This is a genomic window from Mesorhizobium sp. HAY1-8B, assembly GCF_056868045.1.
Map to the genome: position 1 here is coordinate 3,706,655 of NZ_CP200321.1, position 17,529 is coordinate 3,724,183.

Here is a 17,529-nt window from a genome sequence, read left to right on the forward strand (position 1 = left end):
CGGATCCGCCCGTGCGTTGCCCTTAACGAGCGGTTGAGGTAAACACGCGAAACTCCGGAAGACAAATTGTCGCCGGATTTCCGTCGCAAGTGCTTGGACGATGGGGGCCGGACATCAAGACCGGTGGCGATCGAGAGGCTGTCTAGAGTGGGACTTTTTGGCATGACCGAGAGATATAATGCGCGCCTCGCGCTGCTGGCGCCGCTTGTCGCATCGGGCCTCGCTTTGTCCGGCTGCATGGGCTCTCCGACCTATGGCACCGACAAGACTGCCGCCGAACAGCTCGCCGGGGATCTCACCGGCGCCGTTTCCTTCGCGCCGAAGCGCAGGGAACCGATCGACTACAAGCCGCGCCCCACCTTGGTAAAGCCCGGGCCCGGACAGAAGGAAGCCCTGCCTGTACCGCAGGACAGCATCGAGACGGCAAGCGCCGAATGGCCCGAATCGCCCGAGCAGCGCCGCGCGCGCTTGCGCGCCGACGCCACCGCCCATCAGAACGATCCGAACTACCAGGCGGAGATCGTTGATGATGTGCAGACGGATCCGGCTGCGGTGAAAAAGGCTATGGAAGAGTCTGGCTCCAGCCACCCGCCGGCTTGGTCGCCTGCTGATTCCGACAAGGGTCGCGCCGCCGAAATCCAGCGCCGTCTCGCCGAGAGCAAGCAGGGCGATCCGAACACGCGCAAGTATTTGAGCGAGCCGCCCTTGGCCTACCGTGTCGCATCGGACGCCGCGCCACAGAACGAACTCGGCGAAGACGAGTACAAGAAGGAACGCCGTTTGAAGAAACAGGCGGAAGGCAAGAAGGGCGGCTGGTTCGACTGGCTGCCGTCGCTCTAGAGCAAGTCGCGGCGTTCCCTGAAAAATTCCTTGAGCAGCAGGGCCGCTTCGGTTTCTCCCATGCCCGGATAGATGTCTGGCGTGTGGTGACAGGTCGGCGAGGCGAAGAAGCGCACGCCGTTGACCACCGCACCGCCCTTTTCGTCCGCGGCACCGAAATAGAGACGGCGCAGCCTGGCGAAGGAAATGGCGCCGGCGCACATGGCGCAAGGTTCCAGCGTCACATAGAGATCGTGGCCGGTAAGCCGCTCGCTTGAGAGTTTCTCACAGGCTTCGCGGATGACCAGCATCTCGGCATGCGCCGTCGGGTCCGCCAGCTCGCGGGTACGGTTGCCGGCACTGGCCACGATTGTGTTGCCCATGGCGATGACGGCGCCGACAGGCACTTCGCCGCGCAAGGCTGCCGCTTCGGCCTCCTTCAGCGCCGCCGCCATGAAATCCGGCCGCTTCACGCGGTTTCCATTCCGATTGTCTCCTCGCCACTCCAGGCTTTTGATTTTCGCTTGTCTTGCCGGAAAAACCGGTCGCCACTTTTCCCTGACAAACTCTGATGATCCTGTTATTGAGCGCATCAGCCTGAAAATCGGACTCGATTTTCAGAAAAGATCATGCGCCAAATCAAAGTGCTACAGCGTTCGTTGCGCGCCCGAAAGGATGCGCCACGCTGTAGCAGCGCAAACGGACAAAGGCCACATGGACGACAACGACAAGAAATCTCCGCGCCAAAAAGGTCCGGGCAAGAAACCCTCGGCTCCGCGAGGCGACAGGGGCGGCAAGCCATCCTTCGGCGCCAAGAAACCCTACGCGCCGCGCGGCGATCGGCCGATGGCCGCCGAGGGCGAGCGCCCGAAGCGCGACTTCAAGGGCGGCGACAAGCCATTCAGCAAGGGGCCGCGCCCCGCGGGCAAGCCGTATGAGAAGCGCGAAGGACCGCGCAAGCCCTACGCGCCGCGCGGCGACCGGCCCGTGGCGGCAGAAGGCGAGCGCAAGCCCTACGAGAAGCGCGAAGGATCACGCAAACCCTACGCACCGCGCGGCGAACGGCCAATGGCGGCTGAGGGCGAGCGCAAGCCCTACGAGAAGCGTGAAGGCCCACGCAAACCCTACGCGCCGCGCGGCGACCGTCCGATGGCGGCTGAAGGCGAGCGCAAGCCCTACGAGAAGCGTGAAGGACCGCGCAAACCCTACGCGCCGCGTGGCGACCGTCCGGTTGCCGCTTCGGCAGAGGGTGGCGAAAAGCGTTTCGACCGACCCAAGCGCGATTTCGGCGATCGTCCGAAGCGTGACTTTTCTGACCGTCCCAAACGCGACTTCAGTGATCGGCCGCAAGGGGCATCAGCAGGCTTCAGGCCGCGACCTCGGCCCGCCGAGGCCACGGAAGAGGCCGGCGAACGCATCGCCAAGCGGCTGGCGCGCGCCGGGCTTGCCTCGCGCCGCGATGCCGAGGAACTGATCGCCGCCGGCCGCGTTAAGGTCAATGGCCGGGCGCTGTCTTCGCCGGCGTTCAATGTCATGCCTGGCGACATCATCCATCTCGACGGCATGGAGATCCCGCCGATCGAACGCACACGCCTGTTCCTGTTCCACAAGCCGGCTGGCGTCGTCACCACCAACCGTGATCCCGAGGGCCGCAAGACCGTCTTCGACGTGCTGCCGGCCGAATTGCCGCGGCTGATGACAATCGGCCGGCTCGACATCAACACCGAAGGCCTGCTGCTGCTCACCAATGATGGTGGCCTGTCGCGCGTGCTCGAACTGCCGGCCACCGGCTGGCTGCGCCGCTACCGCGTGCGCGTCCACGGCAAGGTCGAGGAAAGCGCGCTTGCCGGCCTGCGCGAAGGCATTGCCGTCGATGGGGTGTTCTATGGCGCCATCGAAGCCAGCCTCGACCGCGAGCAGGGCTCCAATGCCTGGCTGACAATCGGCCTGCGCGAAGGCAAGAACCGGGAAGTGAAGAACATCCTCGGCGCGCTCGGCCTCGACGTGACGCGGCTGATCCGCATCTCCTACGGCCCGTTCCAGCTCGAGGACCTTCCCGAAGGTCACGTGCTGGAGATCAAGGGCCGCGTGCTGCGCGACCAGCTTGGCGAACGCCTGGTGGAGGAATCCGGCGCCAATTTCGACGCCGAGATAGCAAAACCCTTTTCCAACAAGCCGGTGCGGCGCACTGAAGTTCGCGAGCCGGAACCCGAACGGCCGAAATTCACGCGCGATGGCGAGCGCCGGCCGATCGGCGAGGGCGGGCTGATCAAGAACCGCAAGCGCCGCGAAGGCAGCCGCGACGAGGCGCTCGGCAAATTGTCGACAAGCCCCGAAAGGAGCACGCGGCCGGAAAAGAGCTTTGGCGAGCGTGGTCCGAGGCCAGAGCGTGGTGGCTTTGGTGACAAGCCACGCGGCAGTTTTGGCGACAAGCCGCGCGGTGGCTTCGGCGACAAACCTCGTGGCGGCAAGAAATCCGAGCGCGAGCAGCGGCCGATCGAGCCGCCTGGCCAGCGCAAGGCCAATGTCTGGATGGCGCCTGGTGCCCGGCCGATCGGCAAGGGTAGGGCGGAAGCCGATGCCGCCAAGGCGGCCGACGCCAAGGCGCGCAAGGCGTCGTTCAAACCATCCTATGGCAAACCGGCAGGCGCCAAGCCGTTCGGCAAGCCGCGTGGCGAGCGTCCTGGCGGCGCCGGCGCCGGTGAGCGGCCGCGCGGCGGCCCCAAGGGTCCCCGGACAAGATGAGAATCGTCGGCGGTGAGTTTCGTGGGCGTCCGCTGGCGACGCCTCGCAGCAGCGCCATCCGTCCGACGACCGACCGCACCCGCGAGGCCGTCTTCAACGTGCTGGCGCATCGTTTTGCCGAACAGTTGGACGGCGCGCGCGTGCTCGACCTGTTCGCCGGAACCGGCGCGCTGGGTCTGGAGGCGCTGTCGCGCGGAGCATCCTATGGTGTCTTCATCGAGGAATCGGCCGAAGGCCGTGGCCTGATCCGCGACAATGTCGAAGCCTTCGGCCTGACCGGCCGCACCAAGATTTTTCGTCGTGATGCGACAGGCCTTGGCGAGGCGGGCACGCTGGCGCCGTTTGGCCTTGTCTTCGCCGATCCGCCCTACGGCAAGGGCCTTGGCGAGCTTGCCTTGCGGTCGGCGAAAGCCGGCGGCTGGCTGCGCCCCGGCGCGCTGTGCGTGGTCGAGGAGACGGCGGTGGTTCCCTTTGAACCAGGCCCGGGCTTTTCCGTGCTGGATGAGCGCAATTACGGCGAAACCGTGATCCGTTTCATCGAGGCTGACTGATACGCCCGCGTTCGCGATCCCTTCCCAAGGCAAAGGGTAGGCCGAGCGCCTTCAAAATGACGAACAAATTCGCTTTGCCTCGGCTGGCAACCCCGCCTATCGTCCCGCCATGACAACCGGAGCCATCAATGAAACGTCCTGAATGGCTGCGCGCAATGCTGCTGACGACCGCTCTGGCACTAATCAGCCCCGCCCTTGCAGCCGATGATGGCACGGTCACCAACTTCCTGCTCGACAACGGCATGGAAGTGGTGGTCATTCCCGACCATCGCGCGCCGATCGTCACTCACATGGTGTGGTACAAGATCGGCAGCGCCGACGAGCCGCCGGGAAAATCCGGCATCGCCCATTTCTTCGAACACCTGATGTTCAAGGCGACGACAAATCACGCGGCCGGAGAGTTCGACCGCGCCGTCTCCGACATTGGCGGCTCCAACAACGCCTTCACCTCCTACGACTACACCGCCTTCCACGAGACGGTGGCGCCGTCGGCGCTCGAGCAGATGATGGGCTTCGAGGCTGACCGCATGCGCAACCTCATCCTCACAGACGATGTCATCAAGACCGAGCGCGATGTCATCCTCGAAGAGCGCCGTTCGCGCATCGACAACAATCCGCAGGCGGTGCTCGACGAGGAAGTCGATGCCACGCTGTGGCAGAACCAGCCCTATCGCATTCCGGTCATCGGCTGGATGCAGGAGATGGAACAGCTGAACCGCACCGACGCCACCGCCTTCTATGACAAATACTACCGGCCCAACAATGCCGTGCTGATCGTGGCCGGCGATGTCGAACCGGAGACGGTGAAGGCGCTGGCTGAGAAGACCTATGGCAAGGTGGCGCGCGGCCCGGACCTGCCGCCGCGCATCCGCCCGGTCGAGCCGGAGCAGAACACCAAGCGCACCGTTACGCTCTCCGACGCCCGCGTCAGCGTGCCGAGTTTCTCGACGCAATGGGTGGTGCCGTCCTACCACACCGCCAAGCCGGGCGAGGCCGAGGCGCTTGACCTGCTTGCCGAAATCCTCGGCGGTGGCAATCGCAGCCGGCTCTACCAGGCGCTTGTGGTCAAGCAGGGCATCGCCTCCAATGCCGGTGCGTATTTCCAGGGCACCATGCTCGACGACACCAATTTCACCGTCTATGGCGCGCCGCGCGGCGACGCCAAGCTGGCCGACGTCGAGGCCGCGGTCGATGCCGAGGTGGCGCGCATCGCCAGCGACGGCGTCACATCCGATGAGCTTGAAAAGGCCAAGGACCGCTATATCAGGTCGATGGTCTTTACCCGCGACAAACAGGACTCCATGGCCGAAATGTATGGCTCGACGCTCGCCACTGGCGGCAATGTGCAGGATGTCCAGCAATGGCCGGACCGTATCCGAAAGGTCACGGCCGACGAGGTCAAGGCCGTCGCCGCACGCTACCTGGTGCTGGCTCGCTCGACCACCGGCTATCTCTTGCCGCAGCAACAGGCGGGGAATTGATGATGAGCTCGATCCGCATGGGCGTTGGTGCCGCAAAAGCCGGTGATTGGCGAAATCGGCGCTCGGAGCGTCCGTCCGACCGTTTTCCGGGAGAGGATGCCGGCAGGCAGGTGAGGGGCAGCGCCGACCTTGCTAAATCGTCGCCAAGACATATCGGCGTCCCGCTGTTCACTCTGCTCCTCGCCATCCTCTTCCTGGTCCTGCCGGCGCTTGCCGCCCGCGCCATGGAAATCCAGTCCGTCACCTCGTCGAAAGGCGTCACGGCCTGGCTGGTGGAGGATTATTCCGTACCGGTCGTCGCCGTTCGTTTCGTCTTCGGCGGCGGCTCGACGCAGGACCCGGTGGGCAAGGAAGGTCTGGCCAATCTGATGACTGGCCTGTTCGATGAGGGCGCCGGGCCTCTCGATTCGGAAGCCTTCCAGATCAAGCTCGACGATGCCGGAGCCGAGATGAGCTTCGACGAGACCCGCGACGGCATCTATGGTTCGATGCGCATGCTGGCCGAGCAGCGCGACCAGGCGTTCGACCTGTTGCGGCTGGCGGTCAACGAGCCGCGCTTTGACCAGGCGCCGATCGACCGCATCCGCGCCCAGATCCTGTCCGGCATCATCGCCAACGAGAACGACCCCGATACGGTGGCGCAGAACAAATGGGCGCGCGCCATCTATGGCGACCATCCCTATTCGCGCTCGGTCCAGGGCACCAGGGGGAGCATCGCGGCCATCACGCAGGATGATCTGAAGGCCCTGCACAAGGCGATGTTCGCCCGCAGCGGCCTGCATATCGCAGTGGTCGGCGCCATCGACGCAGAGACGCTGAAGAAGAAGCTCGACATGGTGTTCGGTGACCTGCCGCAGAACCAGGCGCTCGCGCCTGTCGCCGATATCGAGCCCAACCTGGCGCAGCATCTGGAAGTCAATTACGACTTGCCGCAGACCTCGCTGCAGCTCGCCTGGCCCGGCGTGAAGCGCAAGTCGGCGGATTTCTTTCCGGCGGTGCTGATGAACGAGATCCTCGGCGGCGGCACCTTCACCTCGCGCCTGTTCCAGGAGGTGCGCGAAAAGCGCGGGCTGGCCTATGGCGTCAATTCCTCGCTGGTCAACCAGGACCATGCCAACGCGCTGGTTGTCACCACCGGAACGCGCTCCGACCGCGCGGCCGAGACGCTCGGTATCGTGCGCGATGTCGTCAAGCAGCTGGCCGAGAACGGCCCGACCGAGGCAGAACTCGCGGCGACCAAGAAATACCTGATTGGCGCCTATGCTATCAACAATCTGGACTCATCGAGTTCCATCGCCGCGACGCTGGTCGAATTGCAGCTCGACGATCTCGGCATCGACTACATGCAGCGCCGCGCCGGCTACATCAACGCGGTGACGCTCGACCAGGTCAAGGCGGCGGCGAAAAAGCTGCTGACAGCCGAGCCGACCATCATGGTGGTCGGACCTCGGCTGGCGGGGGCCGGCAAGGGATGAGCCCGACCTTCGGCATAGCTTTCGGCGGCGGCGGCGCGCGCGGGCTGGCGCATATTCATGTCATCGAAGTGCTGGACGAACTCGGTATCAAGCCGGTGGCGATCGCCGGTTCATCGATCGGCGCCATCATGGGCGCCGGCATGGCCGCGGGCATGACCGGCAAGGATATCCACGACTATGCACGCTCGATCCTCGGCCGGCGCGCCGAGGTGGCGAGCCGCATGTGGCGCGCTCGTCCGGGCACGATCGCCGAAGCCATGCAGAACGGCATCCGTGTCAGCCAGTTCAATGTCGAGCGAATCCTGAAGGCGTTTCTGCCCGAGGCCATCCCCGAAACCTTCGCCGAGCTGAAAATCCCGCTGAAGGTGACGGCGACCGATTACTTCGGCCACAAGCTGGCGGTGTTCGCGGATGGCGACCTGCATTCCGCACTGGCCGCTTCGGCCGCCATTCCCGCCGTGTTCCGCCCGGTGATGCGCGACGGCAGGCTGCTGATCGACGGCGGCATCTACAATCCCGTGCCATTCGACCTGATCGAGAACGACGCCGACATCATCATCGGCGTCGACGTCGTCGGCGCGCCGGAAGAGGTCGACCGCAAGCGGCCCACCTCCGTCGACCTGATGTTCGGCGCCACGCAGCTGATGATGCAGTCGATCATCGCCAACAAGCTGAAACAATGCCGCCCCGACATACTGGTCCGCCCGGCAGTATCGAAATACCGCGTACTCGATTTCCTGAAGATCGACGCCCTGATGAACGAGACGGCTGATATCAAGGATCAACTCAAGCGGGAGCTGGAGAGAGTGGTGGAGGCGCGTGAAAAGCGTGTCATCGGCTCGAAACGACAACCCTCTTCGAGCCGACGCCTTGCACGCTGAAATAGTCGCGCGCACCGGCGGGTGCCGAACTGGCAACTTTTCCTTCTGCCCCGTCAGGCCGAGATCGGGTGCTCGGTCATCTGGCTGCCGAGATTGGTGAAGAACTGGCCGGCAAGCTTGCGCGAGGTCGAATCGATCAGCCGGCTGCCGAGTTGGGCGATCTTGCCGCCGACATCGGCCTTGACCGTGTAGGAGAGGATCGTGGCATTTGGCCCATCCTCGGCCAGCGAGACATCGGCCCCGCCCTTGGCGAAGCCGGCAATGCCGCCCTTGCCCTCTCCGGAGATCGTGTAGGAGTGCGGCGGGTTGAGATTGGTCAGTTCCACCGTACCTTCGAAACGCGCCTTGATCGGTCCGACCCGCAGCACGACGGTCGCGGTCATGCCGGTACCCGACGTCTTCTCCAGCGTCTCGCAGCCCGGAATGCAGGCACGCAGCGTCTCCGGATCGTTCAGCGCCCGCCATACCGCGTCGATTGGCGCTTCGATGCGCTCTTGCCCGTTCATATCCATCGTCTATGCCTTTTCTGCTGCGGATTGATGTGCCGCCGTGTTGCGCTGTCCTTCGCGGCGGCGTTGTGTGATTTCGGCGAGGATCGACAGGGCGATCTCCTCGGGCGTGATGGCGCCGAGGTCGAGACCGGCCGGCGCCTTGATGCCATCCAGCGCCGCAGGCGAGATGCCGTCGGCGGCCAGTTTTTCGCGCAACGCCGCGATCTTGCGGCGGCTGCCGACGAAACCGCGGTAGTCGGCATCCATGCCGAGCGCCGATTTCAGCGCCGCCTCATCGCCTTTGCCTTGCGTGGAAACGACGACGAAGCGTCTTGCGCCATGATGTGCTTCGATCCGAAATCCGTCGACGAGCAGATCCGCGTCGGGCATGGCGGACAGGTCCGCCATCGGCGATGCCAGCGTGACGTGGTAGCCGAGAGGCCTCGCCTGCTCGATCAGTGCCAGCGCCACCGGGCTGGAACCCAGCACGACAAGCGACGGGCGCGGCATCACCGGCTCCACGAAGATGTCCATCGTGCCCTTGGACGGGCACATGTTCTTGGCGAATTTTATCCCGTCACGATCGTCACCCGCATGCACGCCCAGTTCCTCCAGAAGATTTTCCGGTTGAATCGAGATCAGCCGCGACTGCCCGTCGGTCAGCGCCTCGCGCGCCGCCTTGAGCGTGGCCCCGCGCGCGCAGCCGCCACCGATCCAGCCGGCCTCGATGCGGCCGTCCGGACGGATCACGGCCTTGGCGCCCGCCTTGGCCGCCGTCACCGACACGGTGCGCACCACGGTGGCGAGCACAAAGGGCTCTTCGGCCGCCTTCAGGCGGGATACGATATCGAGCACATCGACATGGGCGTTCATGGCAAAACCTCCCGTCTCCGTCACAGTTTGCTCAAATAGGGTTCGAGCGCGGCCAGGCTCTTCAGCGTATGCGCCGGCGCGAACAGATCAACATGCGGCAGCGCTGCCTTGATGCCGGCGGCCTCCGGCGCGTAGCCCTCCCAGCCCATCATCGGGTTCAGCCAGACGATGCGCCGGCAGCGCCGCCCGAGCTGCTCCATCTCGCGGCCGAGCAGGGCTGCGTCGCCGGTTTCGTAGCCGTCCGAGACGATCATCACGCAGGTGCGTGAATGGATGACGCGGGCGGCGTGCCAGCGGTTGAAGGTCTGCAGGCTCTCTCCGATCCTCGTGCCGCCACCAGCGCCCTGGGCCATCATCGACAGACGGTCGAGCGCGCGCGCCGCATCCTTCTCCCTCATGGCGTCGGAGACATGGGCAAGCCTGGTGTGGAACAGGAAGGCCTCGGCTTCGCGGAAGACGTCGAGGGCGCCGTGGATGAACCGCAGGAAGGCGCCGGTATACATGCTCATCGAACCCGAAGCGTCGAGCAGGATCACCAGCCGCAGCGGCTTTTGCTTGCGCTGTCGCCTGACCAGGCTGACCGGCACGCCGCCATGGCTGATGTTGCGATGTATGGTGCGCCTGAGGTCCAGCCGGTAGCCACGCCGACGCGCGAGGTCGCGCCGCGTCAGCCGTGTGCGCATGACACGCGCCAACCGTTCGGCGACGGCATGCGCCTCGGCGATGTCGGCGGGGTCGGAGAGTTTGCGGAAATCGGTTTCGGCGATGGTTTCCGTCCGCGAGGCGCCCTCGGCGCGTCCTTCGCCGGACCGTTCCTCGACGCCCACCTCGCCGCCGGAGGCGATCTGGTCGAACGCCTCGCCACCCTTCTGCTTGTCCTGGCCGTCCTGAAGCGACTTCACCGACGGATGGTCGGCGTTGGCGGGCCTGCCTGAAGCGGCAATGCGCGAACGCACGCGCTTCTTGAGCCAGAACGCATCGAAGATGCCGTCGAATTTCTCCCAGTCGGCCTTGCGGGCCGAGAACAGATGCTTGAAGGCCGAGCGCAGCAGGCCGGGCTTTTTCCCATAGCCAGCGGCAAGCAGCGCCGCGGCATCCTGTCCTTCTCGCGCGCCCACCGCGAAGGCGGCGCCGCGCAGCGTGGCAAGGAAGGCCGAGAGTTTGCGAGAGACGAGGCGCGAAACCTCGTCCATCTCGTCGAGGCTCGGAGGGGTGCCGCAGCAACTCATGCCACTCTTCCCAATATGCGCTGCGTGACCTGGCGCGTCATGCGCGCGCAGTCTTCCCGGGTTTTCAGCAGGCAGATCAGCGTCTCGTGCACGTTTTCGGGCTTCTCGTGCAAGTCCGTCACATCGAGGCCGACAAGCGCCGCGGCCCAGTCGAGCGTTTCCGCGATGCCCGGCACCTTGCGCAATTCCTCCTTGCGGATGCTTTCGACCATGCGGGCGATCTGCAGCGAGAGCGCGGCACCTGCCTGCGGGATTCGCGCCATGATGATGCGTGCCTCGCGATCGACGTCGGGATAGTCGACATAGTGGTAGAGGCAGCGCCGGCGCAGCGCATCGGACAGTTCGCGGGTGCCGTTCGAGGTCAGCACAACGTGCGGAACGGATATGGCCGTGATGGTGCCGAGCTCAGGGATCGAGACCTGAAAATCGGAAAGCAGTTCGAGAAGAAAAGCTTCGAATTCCTCGTCGGCGCGATCGACCTCGTCGATCAGCAGCACCGGCGGCTTTTTCCTCCGGATGGCGGCCAGCAGCGGCCGCTCGAGCAGGTACTTTTCGGAGAATATCCTGTCCTCGATCGTGTCGGCGTTGCGGTCGGTGCCGGCCTTGTGCGCCTCGATGGCGAGCAACTGGCGCTGATAGTTCCACTCGTAGAGCGCGGCAGATTGGTCGAGGCCCTCGTAGCATTGCAGGCGGATCAGTTCCGTATCGTGCACGAACGCCAGCGCCTTGGCGACCTCGGTCTTGCCGACGCCCGCCTCGCCCTCCAGCAGCAGCGGCCGCTTGAGCAACTGCATGATGCCGATGGCGGTCGCCAGTTCGGCGTCGGCAATGTAGCCTGCCGCGGCTAGGCGGCCGGCGATCTTGACGCGGGGGAGGGCCATGGGAAGGACTATCCGACCGCCCCCAGTTGCTTCGCCACCCGCCAGTTGCGCCAGTAGTCATGCGGCATCTGGATGTGCGTGGAGCCGAGGAACGAGAAAGCGTCGTTGACGGCGTTGGAAAAGGCCGGCACGCCGCCGACATTGGGGCTTTCGCCGACGCCCTTGGCACCGATCGGATGATGCGGCGACGGGGTCACGGTGAAGTCGGTTTCCCAGCGCGGCGTTTCGACCGCGGTCGGAATGAAGAAATCCATGAACGAGCCGGTGGTTACGTTGCCGGCCTCGTCATAGGCAATCTCCTGGCCCATGGCGATGGCGAAGGCCTCGGTCAGTCCGCCATGCACCTGGCCCTCGATGATCATCGGGTTGATGCGCGTGCCGCAATCGTCCAGCGCGTAGAAGCGGCGGACTTTGTAGACTCCCGTATCCACGTCGATATCCATGACGCAGATATAGGCCCCGAACGGATAGGTCATGTTGGGAGGATCGTAGTAGCTCACCGCTTCCAGCCCCGGCTCCATGCCGGGCGGTGGGGAATTGTAGGCGATCCAGCAGATATCCTTCATGCCGAGGAATTTCTCCGGCAGTCCCTTTACCCGGAAGCCGTCGATGTCCCATTCGAGATCGTCTTCATGGACCTCGAGCTTGTAGGCGGCGATCATCTGTGCCTTGGCCTTGATCTTGCGCGCGGCCATGGCGATGGCGGCGCCCGCCACCGGCGTCGAGCGCGAGCCGTAGGTGCCCAGTCCGTAAGGCGCGGTGTCGGTATTGCCTTCCTCGACCATGATGTCGTCGGCCGGAATGCCGATCTCGGTCGCGATGATCTGCGCCCACGTCGTCTCGTGGCCCTGGCCCTGGCTCTTGGTCCCGACCCGCGCGATGCCGGCGCCGGTCGGGTGCAGCCTGATCTCGCAGGAATCGAACATGGCGATGCCGAGGATGTCGCAGTTCTTCGAGGGGCCGGCGCCGACGATCTCGGTGAAGAAGGAGACACCGAGGCCCATGATCTCGCGGGTCTCGCCGCGCTTGAACGCTGCGCGCCTGGCGGCCTGTTCCTTGCGCAGCCCGGCGTAGTCGACCGTCTCCATCATCTTCTTCATGGCGGTGTGGTAGTCGCCGGAATCATATTCCCAGCCGAGCGCGGAATGGTATGGGAACTGCTCCGACTTGATGAAGTTCTTGAGCCGCAGCTCCGCCGGGTCCATGCCGAGCTTCTGGGCAAGGATATCCATGCCCCGCTCGATGCAGTAGGCGGCTTCCGTCACCCGGAACGAGCAGCGATAGGCGACACCGCCCGGCGCCTTGTTGGTGTAGACTCCGTCGACTGCCAGATGCGCCACCGGGAAGTCGTAGGAACCCGTGACGATGTTGAAGAAACCGGCGGGCCATTTCGACGGATCGGCGCAGGCGTCGAAGGCGCCGTGATCGGCCAGCACGTGGACGCGCAGGCCGGTGACCTTGCCTTCCTTGGTCGCCGCGATCTCCGTCGTCATGTGGTAGTCGCGGGCAAAGGAGGTCGCCGTCAGGTTCTCGATACGGTCCTCGACCCATTTGACAGGTTTGCCCGTCACGATCGATGCCACCGCCGCGCAGATATAGCCGGGATAGGCGCCGACCTTGTTGCCGAAGCCGCCGCCTATGTCGGGCGAGATGACATGGATCTTGTGTTCCGGAATCTTGGCGATCAGCGCCACCACGGTGCGGATGACGTGCGGCGCCTGGAACGTGCCGTAGATGGTCAGTTCGCCCTTCACCTTGTCGAAGGAGCAGAGGCACTGGCAGGTTTCGAGCGGCGACGGGTGGGTGCGATGGTAGGAGATCATCTCCTTGATCGTCACCTCCGCCTTGCGGAAGGCGGCGTCGGTGAGATCCTTGTCGCCCACCGTCCATTCGAAGATATGGTTGTGGTGCTTGCGCGGGCCATGCGCACCGGTCGTCTTGCCGGCAAGATCCTCGCGCAGCACTGGCGCACCGGGGTCCATCGCCTTGAACGGATCGACCAGCGGCGGCAACGCCTCATACTCGACCTCCACGGCATTGATGCCGTCATCGGCGGTGTAGCGGTCGGTGGCGACGACGAAAGCGACTTCCTGATTCTGGAACAGGACCTTGCCGTCGGCCAGCACCATCTGCACATCGCCCGCCAGCGTCGGCATCCAGGCCAAATTCACGGTCTTCAGTGTCTCCGCCGTGATCACGGCGAGCACGCCGGGGATTTTGAGCGCCTTCTCGGCGTTGATCGACTTGACGCGGGCATGGGCGTGTGGCGAGCGCACGAAGTCGCCATGCAGCATGCCGGGCAGCTTGATGTCGTCGACATAATTGCCCCGGCCCTGCGTGAAGCGGATATCCTCGACCCGCTTCCTCTTGCAGCCCATGCCTTCCAATTTCGCTTCGCGCTGTTCGCGCGTGGGGGTCATGTCGTTCATTCCGCTGCCTCCTGGAATTCCGTGCCGTTGATCTTGGCGGCCGCGTACTGGATTGCCCTGACGATGTTCTGGTAGCCGGTGCAGCGGCACAGATTGCCTGCGATGCCGAAACGGATTTCTTCTTCAGTGGGGTTCGGGTTCTCCTGCAGAAGCCGGTGCGCGCGCACGATCATACCCGGTGTGCAAAAGCCGCATTGCAGTCCGTGCATCTGCCTGAAGCCTTCCTGCAATGCCGCCAGCGTGCCGTCCGCGTTGGCGATGCCCTCCACCGTGGTGATCTCGGCGCCGTCGGCTTGCACGGCAAAGATCGTGCAGCTCTTCACCGACATGCCGTTGAGATCCACCGTACAGGCGCCGCAATGCGTCGTCTCGCACCCGATATGGGTTCCAGTGAGTTGCAGGTTTTCGCGGATGAAATGAACGAGCAGGGTACGTGGCTCGACGAGGCCGTCGACCTCGACACCGTTCACCTTCATGCTGACCTGGGTTTTCCTTGCCTGGGTTGCCATCTCCGGTCTCCTCCTCAGGCCGCCTTGGCCGCGGCGCGTTTCAACGCCCGCTGGACCATGATGCCGCCGACATGTTTCCTGTATTCGGCCGGCCCCCTGCCGTCGCCGGCAGGCTCCATCACCGCCTCCGCCGCCTCGGCCGATCTCTTCAAGGCAGCGTCGTCGAGGCTGGTGCCGATGACCGCTTGTGCGGCGTCCTCGGCCAGCAGCGGGGTCTCCGACAGGTTGGTGAGCCCGATCACGCAGGTCGCGACCTTGCCGCCGCTCATGGTCAGCACCACGGCGGCCGCGGCGGTCGCATAGTCGCCGATCTTGCGTTTCAGCTTCTCGTAGGCGTAGCCATGGCCGACCGGCGGTACGGGGACCGACACCGAGGTCAGTATTTCGCCGGGTTCGAGCGCGGTGAAATAGGCGCCCTGGTAGAACTCCCGTGCGGCCACAGTGCGGATGCCGTCGGGACCTTCCAATAGGTAGTCGGCGCCGAGCGCCATCATCAGCGCCGGCATGTCGTTGCCGGGGTCGCCATTGGCGACATTGCCGCCGATGGTGCCGCGATAGCGCACCTGCGGGTCGGCGATCAGCAGCGCCGTCTCATGCAGGACCGGCAGGGAGGATGCGATCACGTCCGAGGCGAGCAGGTCGTGCTGGGTGGTCATGGCGCCGATGACGATGCGGTCGCCATCGCGTCTGATACCCTTGAGGCCATCTATGCCATGGAGGTCGATCAGATGGTCGGGCGTCGCGAGCCTGAGTTTCATCATCGGGATCAGGCTGTGGCCGCCCGCCAGCGGCCGCGCCTCCTCATCAAGGTTGGCGAGCAGCTTGATCGCATCGGCGACGCTCGCGGGGCGGTGATAGCTGAAAGGTCCTGGAATCATGTCGGTCTATCCTCCCTCGAGCCGGAACTCGGATGCGGTTCCGGTCACGAATAATCTGGTGGGAAGGCTGTTCCCGCTGTCCGGCATGCGCAAGACATGCGGGCTTCAGGCGTCACGAAGAGCGCGGAAAGGCACGAAATGCGGTAAAATCCGCACGAATTGCGTCAGTCATCGTGACCTATGCCGGGGAGGTGGTCAGGTGGCGCGTCGGATCAGGCCTAGCCTCGCCCTGAGTTCGGCGATCTTGGCACGGCTCACCGGCACAAGATGCGGCACGACGCCGTCGAGTTCCACCACGGCGCCGTCTCCCTCCTTGCGGATCATCGTGACGTGCGGGATCGAGACAATATGACTGCGGTGGACGCGGATAAAGGTGGCGGGATCGAGCTGCGTTTCGGCCTGCGAGATCGCCCATGGACACATGCGTTCGCGATTGCCGTCATGGACGAGCGTGTAGTGGGCGTCCGCCTTGACGCTGCGGATCTCTCCAACATCGATGAAATGTGTGCCGTCGCTGCCCTCGACGGGCAGTCGCGTCGCGGCGGCGATACGCCGTTGTCCGAGTCCTTGCAGCGGCAAATGCCGTTGCGCCTGCAGGCCCGTCAGGTCGAAACCGTTTCCCTCGGGTCTCATGCTTTCCGCGGCATCGAAATCCTGCCCATCGGCAGCGCCGGACGCGACCGAAACGCGAGCGCGCGGCTCGGGGACGAGGAACAGCAGAAAACCTGCGACGATCAGGAAGCACAGAAGCGAGACGATCAAGGACAGGACCTGCGGCGAGGCGATGAGGCCGTCCGAGCCGTGGTCGAGAGCCGGCACCGGCACGAAGCGCATACCGTACATGGCAGTGTAATGCATGCCGGAAACCGCAACCCCGAAAGCCGCCGCGCTGAGCGCCAGGCGCCTGCCGACATGACGCGCCAGGAACACGCGCAGGCCGCCATAGGCCGTACCGACAGCGATCAGCACCGCCATCAGCACCATGGCGCGCTCGTGCTCGACGCGGAAGGCGCCGGCCAGGCCGTGTATGCCGACATAATGCATCGACACGATACCGGCTCCGAGCAACAGCGCCGACGCCATGACACGGCTATCCGACGGCTCGCCGACCGAGACGAAGAACAGCGACACGCCGACGACGAGGGCGCAGATCAGGAAGGAGACGATGGTCGGCAGGACGAGATAAACGGCGTCGCTCGGGAGCGGTGCCGCCAGCACGCCGACGAAGTGCATGGTCCAGATACCAACCGCCAGGAAAAAGGCGGCGCCGGCGAGCAAAAACCTGCGCCCGGCACCGGCGGTACCGCGCACGCGGGCTGCGAGCCCGAAACCTGTGTATCCTCCCAGGATCGCGATCACCACCGAGAGCGCGACCAGATAGGGGTTATGCCCTACGAACATCTCGGCACTGGGCCCGCGAGACATCCACCTGTCCGCGCACCTTCTCCCGAGGGATAGTTTACATCCGAAGGCCCTATTTGCAATGCGGCTGTCGGCCAGATTCCAGCAGTCGTCGCGTCAGTGAGCGCAACAAATTTCCAAGCTTGGCGCCATAGGGTACCAGGCCATCACAAGACGTGCTCTGGCGCAGGCCTAGTCCTTCGCACGCTCCACATAGGACCCATCGGCGGTCATCACCACCACGCGGGTGCCTGGCGCGATGTGCGGCGGCACGGCGGTGCGCACGCCGTTGGAGAGCACGGCGGGCTTGTAGGAGGACGACGCCGTCTGACCCTTGGTCGTCGGCTCCGTTTCGACCACTTCGAAGGTGGCGCGCTGCGGCAGCACCAGGGCGATTGCGATGCCGTTGAACTGCGAGACCTGCACCGGCATGCCTTCCTGCAGATAGGGGGCGGCGTCGCCGACCACGGCTTCGGTCACCGTCACCTGGTCATAGGTCTCCGGGTTCATGAAGTGATAGCCTTCGCCGTCGGCGTAGAGGAAGGTGTGCTCGCGCTCTTCGACATAGGCGCGTTCCACCTGCTCGGTGGTGCGGTAGCGCTCCGACACCTTCACCCCGTCGCCGATGCGGCGCATGTCGAGCTGCGTCACTGGCGTGCCCTTGCCTGGGTGGATGTTTTCGGCAAAGAGGATCACATAAAGCTTGCCGTCCTTGTCGACGACATTGCCTTTGCGGAGCGAACTGGCGATGACTTTCACCACGGTTTTAAATCCTGCGAGAGTTGACGGGCGTTTGCCGGCTTGTGCGGCGCTGGTAGCGCATCTTGGCGCGAACCGCCAGCCCCCGCCGCAAACTGACATGGCCCGCACCAGCACGCCTTCAATC

General features: G+C 64.6%; 16 protein-coding genes. 6 read left to right on the top strand and 10 right to left on the bottom strand.

The window, feature by feature from the left end:
• The first annotated feature begins 162 nt into the window (after positions 1 to 162).
• On the top strand, positions 163 to 840 hold the full coding sequence (locus AC1VON_RS17440) for a hypothetical protein (RefSeq protein ID WP_172353003.1): 678 nt from the start codon (positions 163 to 165) through the stop codon (positions 838 to 840).
• Here AC1VON_RS17440 and AC1VON_RS17445 read toward each other — a convergent pair.
• A complete protein-coding gene (locus AC1VON_RS17445) occupies positions 837 to 1,292 on the bottom strand; it encodes a nucleoside deaminase (RefSeq protein WP_172351039.1) in 456 nt (151 codons plus the stop codon). The two genes, AC1VON_RS17440 and AC1VON_RS17445, sit on opposite strands and share 4 nt — an antisense overlap.
• Positions 1,293 to 1,533: 241 nt before the next feature.
• Between AC1VON_RS17445 and AC1VON_RS17450 the strand changes: the two genes are divergently transcribed.
• From AC1VON_RS17450 to AC1VON_RS17470, 5 genes are all read left to right on the top strand, one after another.
• Positions 1,534 to 3,564 carry a pseudouridine synthase gene (locus AC1VON_RS17450; RefSeq protein WP_483124322.1) on the top strand — a complete coding sequence of 677 codons (2,031 nt, stop codon included), beginning with the start codon at positions 1,534 to 1,536 and terminating at the stop codon, positions 3,562 to 3,564.
• On the top strand, positions 3,561 to 4,115 hold the full coding sequence (gene rsmD / locus AC1VON_RS17455; RefSeq protein WP_172351037.1) for a 16S rRNA (guanine(966)-N(2))-methyltransferase RsmD: 555 nt from the start codon (positions 3,561 to 3,563) through the stop codon (positions 4,113 to 4,115). The genes AC1VON_RS17450 and rsmD overlap by 4 nt, the downstream gene beginning before the upstream one ends.
• Positions 4,116 to 4,243: 128 nt before the next feature.
• Positions 4,244 to 5,596 (top strand): M16 family metallopeptidase, encoded by a 1,353-nt coding sequence (locus AC1VON_RS17460; RefSeq protein WP_172351036.1) that lies wholly within the window; start codon positions 4,244 to 4,246, stop codon positions 5,594 to 5,596.
• A 2-nt stretch (positions 5,597 to 5,598) separates the two neighbouring features.
• Positions 5,599 to 7,071 (top strand): M16 family metallopeptidase, encoded by a 1,473-nt coding sequence (locus AC1VON_RS17465; protein ID WP_483124323.1) that lies wholly within the window; start codon positions 5,599 to 5,601, stop codon positions 7,069 to 7,071.
• On the top strand, positions 7,068 to 7,952 hold the full coding sequence (locus AC1VON_RS17470) for a patatin-like phospholipase family protein (RefSeq protein WP_172351035.1): 885 nt from the start codon (positions 7,068 to 7,070) through the stop codon (positions 7,950 to 7,952). Before AC1VON_RS17465 ends, AC1VON_RS17470 begins: the two co-directional genes overlap by 4 nt.
• A gap of 53 nt (positions 7,953 to 8,005) precedes the next feature.
• Here the strand turns inward: AC1VON_RS17470 and AC1VON_RS17475 are convergent, their stop codons facing one another.
• The 9 genes from AC1VON_RS17475 to efp all read right to left on the bottom strand — a co-directional run bounded on the left by AC1VON_RS17475 (position 8,006) and on the right by efp (position 17,405).
• Entirely contained in the window at positions 8,006 to 8,464 is a 459-nt protein-coding gene (locus AC1VON_RS17475; RefSeq protein ID WP_483124324.1) for an SRPBCC family protein, read from the bottom strand.
• 3 nt (positions 8,465 to 8,467) lie between these two features.
• Positions 8,468 to 9,316, bottom strand: a complete 849-nt coding sequence (locus AC1VON_RS17480; protein ID WP_483124325.1) for an XdhC family protein — start codon at positions 9,314 to 9,316, stop codon at positions 8,468 to 8,470.
• Positions 9,317 to 9,336: 20 nt separating this feature from the next.
• Positions 9,337 to 10,545, bottom strand: coding sequence for a vWA domain-containing protein (locus AC1VON_RS17485; protein WP_483124326.1), 1,209 nt, complete (start codon positions 10,543 to 10,545; stop codon positions 9,337 to 9,339).
• Positions 10,542 to 11,426, bottom strand: coding sequence for an AAA family ATPase (locus tag AC1VON_RS17490; protein ID WP_483124327.1), 885 nt, complete (start codon positions 11,424 to 11,426; stop codon positions 10,542 to 10,544). Before AC1VON_RS17490 ends, AC1VON_RS17485 begins: the two co-directional genes overlap by 4 nt.
• An 8-nt stretch (positions 11,427 to 11,434) precedes the next feature.
• On the bottom strand, positions 11,435 to 13,855 hold the full coding sequence (locus tag AC1VON_RS17495) for an aerobic carbon-monoxide dehydrogenase large subunit (RefSeq protein WP_483124328.1): 2,421 nt from the start codon (positions 13,853 to 13,855) through the stop codon (positions 11,435 to 11,437).
• Positions 13,852 to 14,364, bottom strand: coding sequence for a (2Fe-2S)-binding protein (locus tag AC1VON_RS17500; protein WP_172351029.1), 513 nt, complete (start codon positions 14,362 to 14,364; stop codon positions 13,852 to 13,854). Before AC1VON_RS17500 ends, AC1VON_RS17495 begins: the two co-directional genes overlap by 4 nt.
• 14 nt (positions 14,365 to 14,378) lie before the next feature.
• Complete coding sequence (locus AC1VON_RS17505; protein ID WP_483124329.1) at positions 14,379 to 15,242, bottom strand: FAD binding domain-containing protein; 864 nt, start codon at positions 15,240 to 15,242, stop codon at positions 14,379 to 14,381.
• 195 nt (positions 15,243 to 15,437) lie between these two features.
• Positions 15,438 to 16,643 (bottom strand): MHYT domain-containing protein, encoded by a 1,206-nt coding sequence (locus AC1VON_RS17510; RefSeq protein WP_483126342.1) that lies wholly within the window; start codon positions 16,641 to 16,643, stop codon positions 15,438 to 15,440.
• 192 nt (positions 16,644 to 16,835) lie between these two features.
• Positions 16,836 to 17,405 carry an elongation factor P gene (gene efp, locus AC1VON_RS17515; RefSeq protein ID WP_206681856.1) on the bottom strand — a complete coding sequence of 190 codons (570 nt, stop codon included), beginning with the start codon at positions 17,403 to 17,405 and terminating at the stop codon, positions 16,836 to 16,838.
• Positions 17,406 to 17,529: the final 124 nt, after the last annotated feature.